This window comes from Clostridium sp. YIM B02551 (assembly GCF_022324735.1).
GTDB classification, from domain to species: domain Bacteria; phylum Bacillota; class Clostridia; order Clostridiales; family Clostridiaceae; genus Clostridium_T; species Clostridium_T paridis.
The window spans coordinates 168,508-186,933 of record NZ_JAKGTF010000009.1 but is presented as its reverse complement, the minus strand read 5'-3'; the positions used below and the strand labels follow the sequence as shown (position 1 = coordinate 186,933).

Sequence of the window (18,426 nt, the reverse complement as noted above, 5' to 3'; positions counted from 1 at the left end):
GGGGGGATATATAAAATGTGGTTTATAGTAGCTTTATTTTTAGTACTAACCATTACTTTTCTTTCAGAAAAAGGTGGATTTTTAATAGCCGGTTATAATACTGCAAGCAAAGAAGAAAAAGCAAAATATGATGAGAAAAAACTATGCCGAGTAATGGGAATAGGCATGGGAATAATCACTATCGTTTTAGCAATACCAGCAATCTTAAAGGACAATACTCCTAATTTTTATATTGGACTAATGATAGCAATAATTATGATAACAATTATTGGAATATTAGTATTAACTAATACCATATGCAAATCTAATAATCCAGAAGTGATTCACGAAAGTAAAGAAGATACTGCAAGGTCACGAAAGATTACAAGATTTTCTTTGATATTTACTCTTGTGGTATTTTGTATTGTTGGAGTAATTCTTGTAACCGGGGACGTAAAGGTTAATTTAAATGATAATGAGATTAAGATTGCAGCATCTTATTGGAAAGATCAAACCATAGCCTATAAAGATATTGAATCGGTAACTTATTCAGAAGATCTAAGCATTGGAAGAAGAACAAATGGAGTTGGAAGCTTAAGACTTAATGAAGGACATTTTAATAATAACTTATTTGGAGATTATACTTTATACTCTTATACTAAATGCAAGAGTTATATAGTAATTAAGACTAATTCAGATATCTTTGTGGTTAATGGAAAAAGCAGTGAGGATACTAAGAAGCTTTATGAGGAGATTTCTAAGAGGGTAAAGAGCTAATTTCATTAAAAGTGAATATTGATGATAGTGAAATAACCCTAGACTGTATGTAAGTTTAGGGTTTGTTTTTATATGGAGAAAATTAGTGTCGAATATTATTGAACAAACTTCCTTTAATATGTAAAAGTGGTAAAATAATAATAGATGATAAGTTGCGGTTTATACAATTTAATTTGGCCCAAGATGAAGTTTGGAAAGAAATATTTAATACGAGATGCAGATCAAGAAAATTTGGACCTATTTACACCAGTGGATAAATCAAATGATTTGCTTGATCATGTTAAGATAAAAGATTTTTATAGAAGATTATAATAGGATAAATAAACAAATAGAAGAGATATTAATTATTTAATAAAAATTTAAAATTATGGAGGGAAAATGAGTACTTTTAATAGTTTAATAGAGTTGATTAAGGAAATACCTGCAAATTTTCAGCCAGCGACTATAACTGCATGTGCAACATTGCTTGGGGCATTAATTGGAGCAACAATTGCTCAGTACATATCCCATAGGTTTACAAATAAGAGAGAAAAAGATAAATATTTTAAAGAAGTCTATCAAAAGCTATTTGCATCAGTATTTCTGGATATATATGCTTATCTAGATATTTCCACTCATTTTAGACGGAGGAATGATATAAAATATAATGTTAATGAAAATGATCTATTAATTAAGGTTTTAAAAAGTATTGAAAATAATTTAATGTATGCTAGCCCAAAGTTAATTACTTATTTTAATAATGTAAAGAAAAATCAATATCAGAATGATTTTAGTGATTTTAGATATAGAATAGATGAACTTAATTTATTTACAGTTTTTTTGGAGGAATTATATACTAAGTCAAGAAAAATGAAATTACTAGACTCTAGATCTAAGAAAGAGCTTGTAAAATATATGGTTTTGTATAAAGTATGGATTATTTATTCAGAGTATTACCAAAATTTTGAGGAAGCTTCACTTTTGTTAAGATATAAGTTTTACTTTGAAAATAAAAATATCAACTATAGAAGGTATAAGTTATTAAAGAAATACTATGATAGAAGTATATTTAGAAACAGACTTGACTTTTTTATTAAAAACATAAAAGAATTATTTGAAAAAAGTGAATATTTAGTCTCAAAACAAATAACAAAAATACTTAATCAAGTGTTAGAAAATATAAATCCATATGCTAGGTATCAGAATTTAAATAAAGCATTTGATATAATTAAAGTAAACAAAGTAGAAAGAAAAGATATATTAACACAAAGAGATAGTATTTATAAGTGCACAAATAATTACTATAGAAGAGATGATTCTCCATTTACGAAAAGACTTTTTTTCTTTGAAATTAATCTTACGTTTGAAAAAGGTAAACTTATACTAAATTTAGAGGTTAGAAATATTTCTGAAGACATTGAGGATATAAATATTGATAATTTTATACTGCTGAAGTTTGGGGAAATGAGAGTAAATATAGATGAAAAAAACTCTGGAATATATAATAAAGTCCAGTATAGTATTAAGACTTATAAATTGTTGCCAACTGAAGTTATAAAATTAAGAATTATATTTTATATTGAACATATAAATTGTGATGGATATAAATTGATATATATAAGCGAAGGGAGAACATATAAACTACATGAGATTGGGAAAAGAAGGAATTAGTTATAGAATGTTATTGAAATTAAATAATAATAGATAAGGTTTATAGAGAAAAAGGTTCGCGTGAAGTGTTACAGTGAAATGTACCATAAACTATAGTAATCTTTTAGCAGAATCCATAGAAATAAAAACAGTGAAAAGATAAGTAGTAATTGTTTAGAGGAAAGTCGACAAATTTGTAGAATAATAACATATAAGGTATAGACTGAGAGTAGAGTTCTTTGATGTTAATCGTTTATATCATATGGGAAAGAGTGATTGGTATGAATTATATGTATCTTAACAAATATTTTAGTAAAAAAAAGTTAGTGGATTCGATATTTGATGATAGTTTAGACGTGAATATATTTGTAGATGAATTACATCGCAATTATAAAGTTTTAGATAAAGAATATAGGAATGAGTATTTTTTCAAAAATACGTTGTTTAACAAATATGTATTAGGTAAATATAGTTTAAATACTACAACAGCATTAAGTGAAGTTGTAATTGGAAAATCAAAGGCGGATTTTATATTACTAAACCGTGAAAAAGGGATGGTTTACGAAATTAAAACTGACCTAGATAATCTTGAAAGACTTAGTTATCAGTTAGATGATTACTATAGAGTTTTTAGTGAAGTATATGTAGTTACGTCAGAAAAAAATTATTATCCTGTTTATAAGTTTATAAAAGATTATAAACCTAATGTTGGTATTATTGTTCTATCAGATAAAGTTACATTAAGTATTAGAAAGCAAGCAGAGATAGACAATAATAATTTAAATTATGATAATTTATTTAAGCTACTAAGAAAAAAAGAATATGAGGAAATACTACAGTTTAAGTTTAAAAGCTTACCAGACGTTAAACCAGTACAGTATTTTAAAGTATGTTTGAGTTGGTTCAAGCAATTGGATATTAAAGAATGCCAGACATTGGTTTTTAACCAATTAAGGAAAAGGATAGAATCACAGAATATAGGTGGGATTTTAGATATACCGATGCAAATAAGATGGTTAGTATATTCAAGTAATCTTACATATAAAGAATTTGATAAAATACATAAAAAATTTAATGAAAGATAGGGGGGAAGAAGATGTATTTTCCAATTATTAGAGGTAGGCAATACGATTTGTTAGCGCTAAGAGAATTAAAAAGAGAAGATAGATTAAACAAAAAAATAATTCCAATTATTGAGCCAGTAAAATTGAATTCTACTTTATCATCAACAATAAGAGAATTTGAAGAAAATCAAAGTAAACTTATAGTAATATCTAATCCTAAAGTAGGGTCATTACTAGGAGAACTATCTTTACCAAGTAGTTATCAGCAATATAAGGAAATCATGTTAAATGACTATGTTATTATTGGTCACTATTTTAATAAAAATTCTCAAAACCAAGTTGACAAGATAAATAAAGAATTTAATGTCAGCTTGGGAGATATTGCAATTATACATTTTGAAAGAAGTCTTATATCTCTTTATAAAGAAATATATGGAGAGAGGCAACCTTGGATAAATGTTATTCCTTTGGACAATTCATTTAGAAGGCAACTTAGTGGGCAAAGTTTAGTAGGATTGGGTGACAAATTTAATAAGTTATCTAGAAATGCAGATTATTTAGAGCAAGATACAGAATTCTTTTCAGAGGATCATCTATTCTATAGAGAAGAAGGCTATATTGGATTTTCAGATTATTCAGTTATTGGACAGGAGTATAGTGAAAGCGGGTTTGCACCTTATGCTGTTGCAATTCATATAGTTTATCCCAATTCTGAAAATGCTTTAGAAATAGTGCATTTTGTTTCAGATTCTAACAGTGATACTAGCGACCCTGCAGGGAAGTTTTTTGAGGCCTTAGAGAAATTTGTTTTATGGTACAAAAAATACTCAGATGATGAGAGAATGAATACTTTAGCGATACAGATTCTCATAAAGCATTATGAAGATGGAACTTATCCAGGATTGCCAACTTTAAAAAAATTATCAATTATGCATCATCTAGAGTTAATAGGTAGCTTGATAGACTAGGGGGACTGGTGAATGAATTGCTGTGAGAAATGCTTTAAGTCTAAGGAAATAAAAAGCATTATAAAAAGTTATAATACTAAAGGCAATTGTAATTTTTGTGGGAGTAGGAATATTTATGTATATAATATCTATAAAGATAAAGATTTAGATGAATTATTTAATGATATTTTAAGTATTTTTAAATTAGGTACTGAGCTAATCGCTGATGGATATCCTCCCAATAAATTAATAAACATAAATGAAGAGTTTGAGGGTAAGTGGAATATTTTCGGAAATATTGAGAGAAATAAAATATATGAATTCTTGCATACACTTTTAAGCTCTAAACATCCAGATAAAATACCTTGCTTAACCAATCAAGTGGGAATTATAGAATGGATGAATAATAGTTATCTTAATGAAAATTCGGTTCTAAAAGGCTATGCATGGAGTGATTTTGTTAATTATATTAAACATGAAAATAGATTTCATTCAAACCATGTAAATTATAAGGTCCTTAAAGAATATTTAGAGAAAATCACAACAACTCTAGAAGAAGATGTATTTTATAGAGGTAGAATTTCAAATGAAATAGAATTAGAGAAAAATAACATGGGTGCTCCTGAGTCAAAGTACGCTACTGCTGGGAGGGCAAATTCTGAAGGAATAAGTCATTTATATTTAGCAAGTGATATTCAAACAGTTGTTAGTGAAATTAGGCCAAGCTTAAGTGATACAATCTATATTGGCAAATTCTTAATAAGGGAAGGATTAAAGGTTGTTGATTTTAGATTATTAAAAAAGTTAGATGTTTTTGAATTTAATGATCCAACTAGATTTGCGATTAACTTAGAGATTTTTACAGAAATGAGTAAAGCCATATCTAAGCCAGTTAGAAGTGGAGATAGCAAGTTAGATTATTTACCGACTCAGTTTATTGTAGATTTTATTAAGAGTTTAAATGAAACTGAATCAGCTGGTTATAATGGTATAGTTTTCGAAAGTACATTAAGTGCAAGTGGATATAATTTAATGATTTTTGATCCCGATTCATTTGAATGTATTAGAGTAGAAAAGCGTACAATACAGTCATTAAACTATAATCATGTACTATGTATATAGTTTTATAGGTAGAATATAATAAAACGTACGTATTAATCATTTAAATAAGTAAATGTAAGTTTTATATTTTTTTTATTTTACTATATTAGAAAAGTCCAAGGTTGATGCATTAAACTAATTATTGGAAAGTAGATTGGTATTGGTATTGGTGTTGCTGGATTAGTTTAATTTATAATTAATTTGAAGAAAGTATGCTAATCTTGTTCTAGTGGAGCATTTTTTTCTTCGCTTTTATCTCATAACGTATATGTCTAAACAAAGTAATTAAATATAAACTGCTAAACAAGGTATATCCATTTTATAAAAGTATCAAACATGATTCTATAATACGGTAAAGTAAGCTATTAATAGATTAATAGGAAATGTAAAATTCTAAATCGTTTATGAAATAAGTAGTTAGTTCTTGTATATTGTTGCCATATAGGACAAATATTAAATGAAAAATTATATTGAGTATGAAGATCATTATAAAGAATTAGAGAATGATATTGATTACTTCTATGAAATTTTTACTGCTGTAGATAAATGGAAGTAAAAATAAATATTTATGTGATAGATATTTAAGATTAAAGATTGTGAGGGAACCCTAGACTTGGTACAAGTTTAGGGTTTGTTTTCATATGGAGAAATTTAGTGTCGAATATTACTGAATTGCCTTTCATTTAAATGGAAAGGTTGGTAAAATTATAATAGATGATGTATTTCAGAACATGGAGGTACATATGGAAGATATATTAAATGAATTATTAAAGAATATTTTTATACCTAAAATAGATTCTCCAACTAAGTTGCCTAATGCTCAGGGAGCTTATTTATTATGTGCAAAAAGTGTAGATGTTTTACTAAGTAGAATGAAATCGTTAGAGTATGAGTATATAAATGGATTACCAGTTATTTATGTTGGTATCGCTGGGAGACCGACTTCAAAAATAAAAAGCTTAAGAAAAAGAGACTATAAGAATCATTTTACAGGCAAAGCTAGGTCATCTACATTAAGAAGGAGCTTAGGAGTATTATTTGATTTTAAAAAGTATTTTGGAAATGAAAATAATAACTTAAAATATAAATTTATTAACGAACATGAAGAAAAGTTATCTAAATGGATGAAAGAGAATTTGATAATGCATTTTGTTACAATAGATAATCCAATGGAGTTCGAACTTTACTTAATTGATACTTATGCACCACCACTTAATCTTAAAGATAATCATAGTGAAAAGAATAAAGATTTTAGGAGAGAATTATCTAAATTAAGGACAAGCAGATAGTTATAGAAAGTAACTGTGGAATATAAATTGATTTAGTAATAAGATACCAGAAATAATAAAAGAATCAGACAGAAGATGTGATTACAAAATAGCTGATAAAAAAGAACAATTAGAATTATTAATAAATAAGCTTAATGAAGAAGTCTTAGAGTTTAAAGAAGATAGAAATCTGGAAGAACTTGCAGATATTATGGAAGTTTTATTTGCACTTGCAAATAATCTAGGATTTAAAGAAGAGGAACTTATAAAGAAAAGGGAAGAGAAGAAGGGGGAAAGAGGAGGATATGAAGAAGGGATAGTTCTCCAGAAGGTGTATGAGTAATATAACAGATTTATCTATAGGAGCTATAGAGATTAAAAACATAGTTCCACCAAGTAGTAAGGTTGATTATAGAATTTTTTCAAGACTCTTGGATGATGCCAGGGTTGTTGCTAGTTATAAAATGTATTGGCTACTTGGAATTTTAGATGAGGTCAGTATTGGGAATAGAGAAATTGAGTTTAATAAAATAATAACTAGAATGATTGTATATGCATGGTACCCAACTATGCAATATAGATTAAGTTTTGGAAGTTTTGATAATTTAAAGAAGCCTATTAATTACATAGCATTTAAATATGTATATGCAGCAAATTGTGATGAAAGAAAGTTATTAGATTTTATATATAGTAGTGATGATAGTGAACTAAATAAAATGATTAAAGAATTAGCGTATAAAGTTCCTTATAGATTATTGTCATCATTCTTCACAGAAGAGCTTAAAGGGAAAAAAGATAACTTGAAAAATAATATAATTACTAAGTTATCAGTGGAAGAAAATAATTGTCTTTATAAGATTATTAAAGGAGATAAGGACAAGATTATAGTCAATGAAGGTTGGGTAGATTACTTGAATGAAAACTAAGGAGTAATAAAATATTGGATATATTATAAGTTAATTAGTTTTCTTCAAAAAAGAAATCCAAATGTACCAGCAATAGCATTTAAATTGGAAGCTCCAAAGAAAAGAAATTAAGCTAAGGCTATAAAGATTTGGAATAAGATAATTTGTTGATAAGAAAATAAAAGACATTTATACAGGAAAGGATTTTGTGGTTGAAAACTATAATTCTTATGGGGTATTAAGTATAGATAATTTTATTCCATAGAGTTTTGTATTACACGATAAGATGTGGAATTTAATACCTACATTGATTTAGAAGGTTATGTGGAGGGGTTAAGGGTAGGGAAAACTTATAATTGAATATTTATATAGGAAAAGAAGAATTTAATAATAGACTTAGAGAATATATTAGCTCACTGTATTAAATTGCGCGGAATAAGGGATTTGAAGTGGTGGAAAAGACTTTTTATACGTACAACATTGAGTTTTCTATTAGTAGTTATTTTGATACAGTTCAATTTTTTTCTTTGAAAAATAATTCTTCAATAGGTTAGCAATCATAATATTAATCCAAGATTTTAATTTTAACAATACAATACTCATTAAAAAGTTCTTCTAGAAATAAACGAACATTTATTCAATTGTTTACTATATGGCAAGAACTCTTATGCAAAGTATTCCTTGCTTCTTGAATAGCATTCCTAAATCCATACGAGCTTCAAGTAACTTATTATATCCTCTATTTTTATATTAAAACAATAGGGAGAACCAAGGTTATATTTAAGATTAGATAAATATTAAATAAATATATGAAAAATAATATTAAAATAATATTAAAATAATACTAATATGAATTGACTAAATTTATTATAATATGTAAAATATGTATAAGGTAACAAAAAATAATTATTGAAGGTGTTATATGAAGGATATGAATGAAACAAAACAAGACAAATTTGTAAGAATAGCAGAAGCAAGAACTAATAAGATTATTGATATGGTAAAATTGCTTGGAAATTGCTCTAATAGAAATATATATGAATATGAAAAAGATGAAGTGAAAAAAATATTTAGCGCTATTGAAGAGGAATTGAGAATTGCTAAAGCAAAGTTTGAAATGGCAGATAGCAGTGAAAAAAAATTTAAATTACGTTAAGGGAGAGTGGCTATATGAGTTTTTGGTATTTTCCATCAAATGATCATGGAGAAAATAAAGGGATTAATGATTCAGGTGTATCAATGTTTAGAGGAACACCATTAAAATCTTTGGCAAGAGAAATATGTCAAAATTCATTAGATGCAGCAACACAAGATACTGTTAAAATTGAATTTAGTGTTTTTAAAATCGCACCTTCAGCTTTGCCAGGATGCGACAACTTGAAAAATACTTTTGAAAAATGTATTGATTTTTGGGGAAACTTAAAAGCAAAAACAACGAAAGATTTTTTTGAAAATGCAATTGATAAGATTAGCGCTGGTAAAATTGAAATGTTAAGAATCAGTGATTTTAATACTACTGGGTTAAAAGGGTCAAAGGAAGTAATAAATACAGATTGGACAAACTTGACAAAGTCTTCGGGAACTTCAGATAAAAAAGGAACGGCAGGGGGATCTTATGGTATTGGAAAATTTGCTCCTTTTGCATGTTCGGAATTCTCAACAGTATTTTATAGTACGTATGATATTGAAGGTATTAAGGCGAACCAGGGGGTTTCTAGATTAGTTACGTTTAGAAGAGATGATGATGAAACAACACAAGGAATTGGGTATTATGGTGATGTTAAGAATACTCCGGTATTTGAAACCTTGGATCTTGATCCCAAATTTACAAGAAATGATGGGGAATATGGTACAGATGTATTTATAGCAGGTTATAAGTATGCTGGTGATGATTGGCAAGATAAAATTATTATTTCAATTATTGACGGATTTTTAGGAGCAATATGGAAAGAAAAATTAATAGTTAATGTTGGCGGTATAGTAATTTGCAAAGATACCTTGGATGAACTAATGGAAACATATAGAGATGATATTACTGGATATGCAGATAAATACTATAAAGTTTTAACTTCAAATAAAACCAATTGGCATGAAGAAGATTTCATGGGACTTGGAACTATTAAATTTGGAGTTTTGCTTGGTGGTCAAGAAATGCATAGAAAAGTAGCAATGATAAGACAAACTGGAATGAAAATTATGGATAGGGATAGACTTTCTGGATATATTCCTTTTGCAGCAGTAATGTTTATTGAAGGCGATAAGATTAATGAAGAGCTTAGATTGATAGAGAATCCTGAACATACTGAGTGGCAACCGGAAAGATCACAAAACCCAATTAGAGCACAGCAATTAGTGAAAGCACTTAATGATTATATGAAAAATTGTATTGAAAAATTAGTATCTCAAGGACAACACGGAGAAATGGATGCAGTCGGTGTTGGAAGCTTACTACCGGATGAGGTGGATATTACCGAAGAAGCTTCAAAGGAAGAGGTGATTTCTGACAAGGTAGCAGAAATCGAAAAGACCATTATTAAAAAGCAACATAAAGAAGGAAATATCCCAGACACTCCTTTAAGTGAAGACTTAGAAGCAGGAAGTTTTAAGAAAGATGGAGAGGATGTAAATTGGTTCCATCAAGGAGGAAAACATGATAATTCTGCACCAAGACCAGGAGTACCAGCACATGGTACAAAAGGTGAGACAGATAAAGTACCTGTACAGAAAGAAATACTACCTGAAAAGTTTATTTCTATCTGTTTGGATAAATCTAAAGGTAAATATATTATTTTGTTTGTTCCAAGTTCCAATGGGAAAGATGGAGAAATTTTAATTAACTTATCTGGTGAAACACAAAGCTATGAAGCACCTATTAAGGATGCTACTCTAATTGGGGGGGATAAATTAATAATTGAGAGAAATAAGATTAAGAATCTTGATTTTATTAAGGGAAAACCACTTAGAATAAATGTTGAACTAGATTATTCAGATTATTGTTCAATGGAGGTAAGTGCATATGCAAATAAGAAGTAAGTTTTATCCATATCCTGTTATTGCAGATGATAGCGATTCTTATATAAAAAGTTCTTTTAAAACTGATGCTTTATTAGTAACAGAAGGTTATAATATGAAGTTTATTCTAAAGGCAAAAGTGGAGAATCAATCGGTTCAAAAGATGATTGACAATGAAGTTATTGGGTATGCACATCACATTGAATGCCCACAGACATGTTTTAGAACAGTTGTTGCTACAAGTGAGGAACAATTTGAATATACTGTTCATGATAGTAAAATAAATGGCCTTGTTCAAGTATGTTCCTTTTTAGTCGCATTAAATGATATTCCTAATTACACAAATGAGTTATTTGCAAATGATTATAAAGGGTTTAAGTTTAATATTGATAAAGGTTGTATTATGGGGGTTGGAAACCAAATAAATTTAAGAGTGAATAAGGTTAGAGATGATTTAGTAAATACATCATCAATTTTCTCAATTGTACCTAATATAGATCCAAATGAAGTTAGTGTTAAAGTTGATTTAAGTAAGAAATCTAAAATTGCTATTATTATTCCGGAAAAATCCTGCAATCTTTATAAAAATATGAGTGGCATGTTAGATTTACAACCTATAATGCATTCTATGATTATTATTCCAGCCCTTATGTATGTGTTTGAGGAACTAAAGATTGCTAAGAATGAATTGTACAACTTTGAAGACTGTCGGTGGTTTAGATCGCTAAGAAAAACGTGTAAGACATTTGGTCTGATTTTAGATTCAGATGGTTTGGCTACAATCGATATTTATCAAATAGCTCAACAATTAATGAATACTCCATTAGCAGGGGCTTTAGAATTTTTATCTGGCGGAGACGGGAGGGATATTTAATGAAAATCAAATATATTAGTGAAGAAGGTCTGATTGCTATCAAAAGCAATACATCTAGTGTCTTTAAAAATGTTGTTGACAGAAATAAAATGAAATTGCAGGACATGTTTCATGATGATAAAATTATTAAAGAAACTCCGTTTGAAATTGAGGAATTTAAGTTAGATATGTCGCAAGAAAAAGCATCACTAACAGACTTGGAAAATATTAGACGTGTATATAATAATATGAGGCATTTATCAGAATCTCAAGCATCTGATGAGAGAATATGGACGGCTTATACACTGGATGAATTTGCTGAATATATGAAATACAGATGGACAACAAAAAATGAGAGAGATATGGAAAATAGATATTTTTTTAACTATTCAATTCAGCGTTCGCTATTTAGAAATGGAATCGCAAGATTGTGGTGGATTGGAAAATCAACATATGATTCAAAGCGTACTGATCCATACGAACTTACTGCTTTTGTCTGCAAAGATCAAGATTTTATTGAAAATATTTTTGGAAGAAATTTTTCGAATAACCCAGTTATAGTTAAAGCATTGATTTCTGCGCTCATTGATGCAGAATCAGAAGGATTGATAGTAGATCGTACGAAGGTTAGAAATATTACTAAGTATGTGAATTTGTTGGGAGGAACGTATGTGTTGGATTGCTTATCTTATGATGATGTTTATTCAAAGATAAAAACAAAATTAAATTTTTAAAGAAAGGGCATAACGATTATGACGTGTTTTAGTTGCGAAAAGGAATTTGATAATATGGAAGCATCGGTATGTCCTTTTTGTGGAAGTTTAATAAATGAAAATAAAAATAACTTTTATAAATATCTGGGTCCTCAAGATAGTCTTTTAGGATATCAAAGATCCTATAAATTAGTGTTGCTAAAATATGTTATTGAAAAGATGGACTCAAATGGTCAAGCATCTGTAAATTTAGTGATTTCTGATATTAGAGAATTTTATACGATAAGGAAACAAAAAGGATTGATTGCGGACAAGGATGTGGATGAACGAATTGCAAATATTGAAAACTCATCAGATTATGATATTTTTACAGTAATTAAAAATCAACCCTATGAAGTATTAAATGCAAAAGGATTTTTGTTTTTAAATAAAAATATGCAAGGGGACTTGGTTTTTGTACTCAATGAAGATATTGGTTTAAATATGAGCGAGATTGAAAAGAAGAATATAGGGAAATTCATAGATGAAAAACTAAAATTATATTACTCAAAGATTGATTGTAATGTGATGGCGACTCCAGAAAATCTCAATGATTGTACAACACAGTATATTTCAACAAACAAGGAAAATGGATGGTATAAATCATTGGATGAAAGCAATCAAGAAGAAGAAATTCTAATTTCAAAATTGTATTCAGAAAATGTTTTTATGTTGTTTGTAGAATTCTGTGAAAGAAATAATTTGTTGAAAATATCAGAACTGCATAATTTTGATTTTGAAAGTCTCAATTCTGTGAAAGGGCTTGGAACTGGAAAGATACAGAAAATTAAAGAACGATATATGAGTTTTTTGTCAGGAACATATTCTACTAAAGATTCACACGAGAAAGTAGAGATTTATCCATTTGCATCAATTGACAAGTCTAATTATGAATTGCCAATTGGTACATTACAAATATTAGGTGTGAATAGAAGGATTGTTTCCCAACTTGCAAAAAGAGGGTATATAAATATTGAGGATTTAGCTAATAAAACACAAACAGAAGTACTTACTGACGTGAGGCAGAGAAGCTTTGACTGTTTTGTTAAGGTTGTGGAAAAGTTAGAATTCAATTTGGAAGAGGTATTTGAATTAGTTTTATATGAATGTATGGAAGAAAATTCGTATAGTATATTTTTAAAGAGAGCAAGTGGGTATACACTACAAGAAATAGCTGATGTACAGGGGGTAACAAGAGAATGGGTAAGGCAGATTGCAGCCAAGTTTTTAAACTTAATTAAACCTTTAATAGTGCCAATAGTTCATAATGTCATGAAACGTTCGGAGAAAAGATATATTACTGTACAAGAGGTACTAGATATCTATGATAATGATGATTTTGATAAAATAATGGTTTATTCCATAAAAAATTGTAGTGAGTTCGAATATTTAGATTTTGCAGATGTGTTTATTAAAAAAAATTCTGATACTCAGGACACTGAAATGGAACTGTGTAAACTTGTGGATGAATTTGTAGGAGTTGGTATTGATCTTTATGAAAAACTTGAAGATTTAGATGAATTGTTACAAGTTCATGGTTTTGAATATGTAGGGATAAATGAATTTATAAATCTATTACAAAAAAATGGATACAGAATTTACGGAGATTATGCATCAAAAGGTAGACAATCATATGGATATTTGTGCTCTAAATTAGTAGGTAAATATTTTAAGAATGGAATTAAGTTATATGATGGAAGGGATTTAGATGGATTACGTCAACTTGCATTTGAAAACTTCGGGGATTTGGGACTTCCGGCTGGAAATCGAGCTTTGAGTGCTAGGTTATCAGAGTTTCTTGTCTTAAGTGATAGAGGAATGGTAACAGCTGAAGAAAATATCCATATTGATATTAGTACAGTTGAGGCGATAAAAGAATTTATAGATAATTCACCAAATTCACAACTATTTTATATTGAAATATTTACAGAATTTGAAGGATTGCTCACTATGACTAGTAATGTGATAAATTACAACTTTTTGCATGGAGTTTTGATGTTGTATTATCCTAAAGACTATTCGTATTCAAGAGACTATCTTATGAAAAATGACTGCATTAGTGGGATTAGTATTTCTGATAGAATTGAAAATATTATTAATGGATCAGACAAACCGGTACATAAAAATGATATAAAGGAAAAACTTAATGGCTTTTCCGATTCAATGATATTTAATGCAATTCAAACAAAGCCAGAATTGATACAATGGGAATATAATTACTACAACAGTATTTATAACATTCATATTGATGCAGAAAAAAAACTGCAACTAAAAGGAATTTTGGATGCGATTTTGAATACACATGATGGCTATTGTAGTGATAATATGTTGTATGAAGCGGTAAAAAGAAATATGCCGGATTTTATAGAAGAAAATTCTATAACATGTGCTGCAAATGTGTATTATATAGCAAATTATTATTTTTCAGATTATTACACATTTAGAAGACCACATATTGCTTTGCATGATATATTTGAAAATTGTAATACTAAAACTATTGCGTTGCAACTATTGCATATAGACGATTATTTTTCTCATGAAGATTATTTGAAATTGATTAAAGAGTTAAATTGGTCTGATGTTACTGCTGGTGTTGTTTTTTCTGATATAGAAAAAGATTTTGTTAGGGTTTCTAAAGATTTATATTTAAGAAATGATAGATTTTATTTATCTACAGAAAATATTATGAGTATTCAGAACCAATTGGATGAGTTGCTAAGTAGTGAGGATATAGTTTCTCTTGTTAATTTGTCTGATTGGGATATGTTCCCAGAAATAGGTTTGGAGTGGAATGAATTCTTATTAGCAACAATAGTAGAAAACTATGATATGGGATATATCATAGTTTCACCGCAAGTTAGAGATAGAAGATATCAAAAGGGAATACTTGTAAAAAAAGAATTTAAAGTTGCTTCTTATGCTGAATTGATTGCGAAAATGATGATTAAGCAGGGAATTAATCATGTATCTGAAAATCATTTTCTTGCATTTTTGATTATTTATGGACTTACAGTAAAGGTTATTCCTAAAGAATTATATTCTTCTGATTATATAAAGTATATTAATGATGAATTTGTTGTTTGCTCATGAGAATATAAAACACCTTTGTTTTCTAAAATGTTATAGGAAACAGAGGTGTTTTTTTAGCTAGTTTTCTATTTGGTTAGGCGAAAAATCCATGAAATAATGTTCATCATCAAGTTTATAAAAAGTCACATCGGTTCGGCCGTATGTTAATAGATCCTCTTTCGAAATTGGTTTTTCAGAATCTACTCCTAGACGATTTCTAAAATATAATCCTAGAACAGAATTGTCTTCTGGTGTAGTAATTGCTTTATTGTTAGCCTGTTCCACTCTGAGTATCATACTAACATCGTCATCAGTAATAATCGTAAAATGTCTTTTGTTTAATGGAAAAAATCCGGTTTTAGCTATTCTGATAGGTAATGGGATATACGCCTGATTATGATTTCTTTTGTCACGTTGTCCCCAATTTAGACCAGAAGATTTTCCTACTAGACCATTATTTGAGAGTAAGGATAGCGTTACACCATTTGAGAAAGTATCGTTGATATGATCAATACTCTCATAATTATAAATAGGTTTTTCTTTGTAAATTCTAATATAATTTTCAACTTCATTGCTTGTACAGTATATACTACGTCCTTCAATCGTATTAAAATAGTTATATGCCTGTTGTGCATCACATTCCAACATAAGTTCACCACACCCTTGACTAAAAGCTTTCAGCGTATAGTTTGCAGAACCAGAAAAAGCTTTAAATGGCTTACCATTTTTTAACCATACAAATAATTTTGAGTGAACAGGAGGGCTTTGATATACATACTGACATTGGATAGTTGAGTAATCTGGTAAATCGGTGTAAGCACCACTAATGTGTTGAAAACCTTTATGCATTACTAGACTGAGTCCGTCAAAAGGACACATTCCAACAATTAATCTAATCTTTATAGGAGTTAATTCTAAATCTTTTAATTTTTGAATGTGCCAGGCAACCATACTTGGAGTTGCATATGCTGATACAATACAAAGTTCATTTGCTCCTTCTTTTGCTGGAATGGTTAGAACATTTTCTTCTAAATCGTTATCTAGTTGCCATTTTAGATCGTGATCACTGTTAAATATATATTCCATTGCATTGCAATCGATTCCTTCGTATTCTATGCCAGCAAATGTTTTTAAGATAGCTTCAAATATTATTTTTGCACCTTGGCAAGGTACAGCCATCCCAATTTGCCTTCTTACATTTTCTTTTGAACCAATGAATTCATAATCATCTGGAAATGTCTGTAAACGTGCTCTTTCACGATTGGTAAGTGCACGTGGTTCTTCCCAATGGTAAATGTGTGTTCCACCACCACCACTTCCTGTAACTGTATATGCAGGTTTGTTTGGATCGAGACGTTTATATATTTGACTTATTTTTGCACCAACAACGTTGAGTCTCAAATCTTCTGGTAAATCTGCTGTGAATGCATTTTCACCTGGTTTTATATGGGCAAGACGTTGTATGACTGCTTGCGACTGACGTGTATGCTCGTTGTTAAATGCATTTTCAGGAATGCTTGGTTGCTCGATTGCAGTACGACACGTATTATCGATATTTGAATATGGAGCGGGTGATGGAACTTTAAATTCTACATTCTGGTCGTTGCGTATGCCAACAATAATAATTCTATGACGTGCTTGTGGTATGCCATATTCCTCAAATTTGTAAAGATGAGGATATAGGGTATAACCTGCTTCTTGCATTTCGGTGAGAATTTTTGAAAAAGCGTTACCTTCGTTTGCATTTCTTAAACCACCAACATTTTCAGCAAGGAACCATTTAGGCTGAAATCTAGTTAATGCTTTTACTCCATATGAATATAAAGGCCCATAAGTACCATCCATACCTTTTTGTTCACCTACAATGCTATAGTCATTACAAGGAAAACCAAATGCTAAGGCATCTATAGGGGATAATGAAGATAAATCAAATTCACGTATATCTCCTTGATATACACTTTCGGGTTTGTTAGGACAAATATTATGTCGATATGTTTCGCAGGTATAATGATCGTAGTCATTAGCCCATTCATGTTCTATTTTAAAATTATTATCACCAATATCTGCATGTGTAGCACCCCAAGCTATCCCCCCGGGACCACAGAATAATTCTCCAAGTTTAAATATCATTGTCATTCAACCTTTCTGATGATTTTTCAAATCTTTCTCGTTTGATAAATTTTATAAATCTGCAAACCTGTAATATTTCTTGCTCAGTTAAGTCGGAACATTCTAGAAATATGGACTTTATACTGGCAGGTAGGTCAGATATATAATTGGCTTTAATTAATAAATCAAGTTGAGGCAACTGAAGAGCCTTAGCTATTAATTTTAAATTTTTAGCGGAAGGTTTTTGTCGTGTACCATTTTCGATTTTGTTTATTTCAGTATGGCTGATGCCAGCCTTCTTAGCCAACTCTCTAATAGACATATTTTGTTTGTTACGATTAGTTTCAATATAATTTCCTATTCCACACATTATATCACCACCATATATTAATGTTACAATATGTGCAGCCAAAAAGCAACAAATATGATGCAAAAAAAAACAATATGCAGCCATTTGACTACAATTTGAAATGATCATAAGTAAATATAAGATATGATTATGATAATAAATAAAAATTAGTTGGATGATTAGTTATGTAATGTTTAAAAGAAAAGTTAATATACAAAGATCAGGTTATTATAAATATTTAAACCATAAACCGCCAAGGATCGTTATCTAAAATAAGTTGCAAAGTAGAGAAATAAAGCAAATTTTTGAAGAAAATAAGAGTAAATAAGAGTAAATATGAATTACTAAGGTATTGGCCTAGAAAGGAATTCATGATAGTAGGAAAAGAGAGCACTGAAAAAGAGTTAATTATCCATACTATCAAAGATCACAGTTTGATGGTGGGGTATTATAGATATTGTTAAAGAAGTATAACTTTAGTCATAGCAAAATAGAAAAGGTAATCCATAGGAATATAAGAGAATTGAATCACTGTATAGAAAAATAAGAGCTTATTCAGGAAGCCAATTATAAGTCTCATGAACAAGATCAAAAAGAAATCTTTAAATATAT

The 18,426-nt window shown here is 29.2% G+C and carries 16 protein-coding genes; 14 read left to right on the top strand and 2 right to left on the bottom strand.

Annotated elements, in window-relative coordinates; genetic code table 11:
* Nucleotides 1–15: 15 nt before the first annotated feature.
* The 14 genes from L1S47_RS12565 to L1S47_RS12505 all read left to right on the top strand — a co-directional run bounded on the left by L1S47_RS12565 (nt 16) and on the right by L1S47_RS12505 (nt 15,377).
* Nucleotides 16–756 (top strand): DUF3784 domain-containing protein, encoded by a 741-nt coding sequence (locus L1S47_RS12565; RefSeq protein WP_238883874.1) that lies wholly within the window; start codon nt 16–18, stop codon nt 754–756.
* A 183-nt stretch (nt 757–939) separates the two neighbouring features.
* Nucleotides 940–1,068 (top strand): hypothetical protein, encoded by a 129-nt coding sequence (locus L1S47_RS20635; protein WP_275297837.1) that lies wholly within the window; start codon nt 940–942, stop codon nt 1,066–1,068.
* Nucleotides 1,069–1,134: 66 nt separating this feature from the next.
* Complete coding sequence (locus tag L1S47_RS12560; protein WP_238883873.1) at nt 1,135–2,406, top strand: hypothetical protein; 1,272 nt, start codon at nt 1,135–1,137, stop codon at nt 2,404–2,406.
* A 260-nt stretch (nt 2,407–2,666) separates the two neighbouring features.
* Complete coding sequence (locus tag L1S47_RS12555; RefSeq protein ID WP_238883872.1) at nt 2,667–3,470, top strand: sce7726 family protein; 804 nt, start codon at nt 2,667–2,669, stop codon at nt 3,468–3,470.
* An 11-nt stretch (nt 3,471–3,481) separates the two neighbouring features.
* On the top strand, nt 3,482–4,417 hold the full coding sequence (locus tag L1S47_RS12550; RefSeq protein WP_238883871.1) for a sce7725 family protein: 936 nt from the start codon (nt 3,482–3,484) through the stop codon (nt 4,415–4,417).
* Between the two features lie 12 nt (nt 4,418–4,429).
* A complete protein-coding gene (locus tag L1S47_RS12545; RefSeq protein WP_238883870.1) occupies nt 4,430–5,518 on the top strand; it encodes an RES family NAD+ phosphorylase in 1,089 nt (362 codons plus the stop codon).
* Nucleotides 5,519–6,240: 722 nt separating this feature from the next.
* Entirely contained in the window at nt 6,241–6,786 is a 546-nt protein-coding gene (locus L1S47_RS12540; RefSeq protein WP_238883869.1) for a GIY-YIG nuclease family protein, read from the top strand.
* 43 nt (nt 6,787–6,829) lie between these two features.
* Nucleotides 6,830–7,108: a nucleoside triphosphate pyrophosphohydrolase gene (locus tag L1S47_RS12535; protein ID WP_238883915.1), complete on the top strand. Its 279-nt coding sequence runs from the start codon at nt 6,830–6,832 to the stop codon at nt 7,106–7,108.
* Nucleotides 7,101–7,691, top strand: a complete 591-nt coding sequence (locus tag L1S47_RS12530) for a hypothetical protein (protein ID WP_238883868.1) — start codon at nt 7,101–7,103, stop codon at nt 7,689–7,691. The genes L1S47_RS12535 and L1S47_RS12530 overlap by 8 nt, the downstream gene beginning before the upstream one ends.
* Nucleotides 7,692–8,592: 901 nt before the next feature.
* A complete protein-coding gene (locus L1S47_RS12525) occupies nt 8,593–8,826 on the top strand; it encodes a hypothetical protein (RefSeq protein ID WP_238883867.1) in 234 nt (77 codons plus the stop codon).
* Between the two features lie 14 nt (nt 8,827–8,840).
* Nucleotides 8,841–10,703, top strand: coding sequence for a hypothetical protein (locus L1S47_RS12520; RefSeq protein WP_238883866.1), 1,863 nt, complete (start codon nt 8,841–8,843; stop codon nt 10,701–10,703).
* Nucleotides 10,687–11,556 carry a hypothetical protein gene (locus L1S47_RS12515; RefSeq protein WP_238883865.1) on the top strand — a complete coding sequence of 290 codons (870 nt, stop codon included), beginning with the start codon at nt 10,687–10,689 and terminating at the stop codon, nt 11,554–11,556. Before L1S47_RS12520 ends, L1S47_RS12515 begins: the two co-directional genes overlap by 17 nt.
* Nucleotides 11,557–11,660: 104 nt before the next feature.
* Nucleotides 11,661–12,269 (top strand): DUF6339 family protein, encoded by a 609-nt coding sequence (locus tag L1S47_RS12510; RefSeq protein WP_238883864.1) that lies wholly within the window; start codon nt 11,661–11,663, stop codon nt 12,267–12,269.
* 18 nt (nt 12,270–12,287) lie between these two features.
* Nucleotides 12,288–15,377, top strand: coding sequence for a hypothetical protein (locus L1S47_RS12505; protein ID WP_238883863.1), 3,090 nt, complete (start codon nt 12,288–12,290; stop codon nt 15,375–15,377).
* A 57-nt stretch (nt 15,378–15,434) separates the two neighbouring features.
* On the opposite strand, the gene dcm is transcribed toward L1S47_RS12505, so the two are convergent.
* Together dcm and L1S47_RS12490 are read right to left on the bottom strand one after the other, a co-directional pair.
* Nucleotides 15,435–17,492 carry a DNA (cytosine-5-)-methyltransferase gene (gene dcm, locus L1S47_RS20765; RefSeq protein WP_373689074.1) on the bottom strand — a complete coding sequence of 686 codons (2,058 nt, stop codon included), beginning with the start codon at nt 17,490–17,492 and terminating at the stop codon, nt 15,435–15,437.
* Entirely contained in the window at nt 17,476–17,835 is a 360-nt protein-coding gene (locus tag L1S47_RS12490) for a helix-turn-helix domain-containing protein (protein ID WP_238883862.1), read from the bottom strand. The genes dcm and L1S47_RS12490 overlap by 17 nt, the downstream gene beginning before the upstream one ends.
* Nucleotides 17,836–18,426 lie beyond the last annotated feature (591 nt).

Excerpts from the sequence above, each read along its gene's own strand:
- L1S47_RS12565 (WP_238883874.1), top strand. The coding sequence starts at position 16 with ATGTGGTTTATAGTAGCTTTATTTTTAGTACTAACCATTACTTTTCTT.
- L1S47_RS20635 (WP_275297837.1), top strand. The coding sequence starts at position 940 with ATGAAGTTTGGAAAGAAATATTTAATACGAGATGCAGATCAAGAAAAT.
- L1S47_RS12560 (WP_238883873.1), top strand. The coding sequence starts at position 1,135 with ATGAGTACTTTTAATAGTTTAATAGAGTTGATTAAGGAAATACCTGCA.
- L1S47_RS12555 (WP_238883872.1), top strand. The coding sequence starts at position 2,667 with ATGAATTATATGTATCTTAACAAATATTTTAGTAAAAAAAAGTTAGTG.
- L1S47_RS12550 (WP_238883871.1), top strand. The coding sequence starts at position 3,482 with ATGTATTTTCCAATTATTAGAGGTAGGCAATACGATTTGTTAGCGCTA.
- L1S47_RS12545 (WP_238883870.1), top strand. The coding sequence starts at position 4,430 with ATGAATTGCTGTGAGAAATGCTTTAAGTCTAAGGAAATAAAAAGCATT.
- L1S47_RS12540 (WP_238883869.1), top strand. The coding sequence starts at position 6,241 with ATGGAAGATATATTAAATGAATTATTAAAGAATATTTTTATACCTAAA.
- L1S47_RS12530 (WP_238883868.1), top strand. The coding sequence starts at position 7,101 with ATGAGTAATATAACAGATTTATCTATAGGAGCTATAGAGATTAAAAAC.
- L1S47_RS12525 (WP_238883867.1), top strand. The coding sequence starts at position 8,593 with ATGAAGGATATGAATGAAACAAAACAAGACAAATTTGTAAGAATAGCA.
- L1S47_RS12520 (WP_238883866.1), top strand. The coding sequence starts at position 8,841 with ATGAGTTTTTGGTATTTTCCATCAAATGATCATGGAGAAAATAAAGGG.
- L1S47_RS12515 (WP_238883865.1), top strand. The coding sequence starts at position 10,687 with ATGCAAATAAGAAGTAAGTTTTATCCATATCCTGTTATTGCAGATGAT.
- L1S47_RS12510 (WP_238883864.1), top strand. The coding sequence starts at position 11,661 with ATGTTTCATGATGATAAAATTATTAAAGAAACTCCGTTTGAAATTGAG.
- L1S47_RS12505 (WP_238883863.1), top strand. The coding sequence starts at position 12,288 with ATGACGTGTTTTAGTTGCGAAAAGGAATTTGATAATATGGAAGCATCG.
- dcm (WP_373689074.1), bottom strand. The coding sequence starts at position 17,492 with ATGACAATGATATTTAAACTTGGAGAATTATTCTGTGGTCCCGGGGGG.
- L1S47_RS12490 (WP_238883862.1), bottom strand. The coding sequence starts at position 17,835 with ATGTGTGGAATAGGAAATTATATTGAAACTAATCGTAACAAACAAAAT.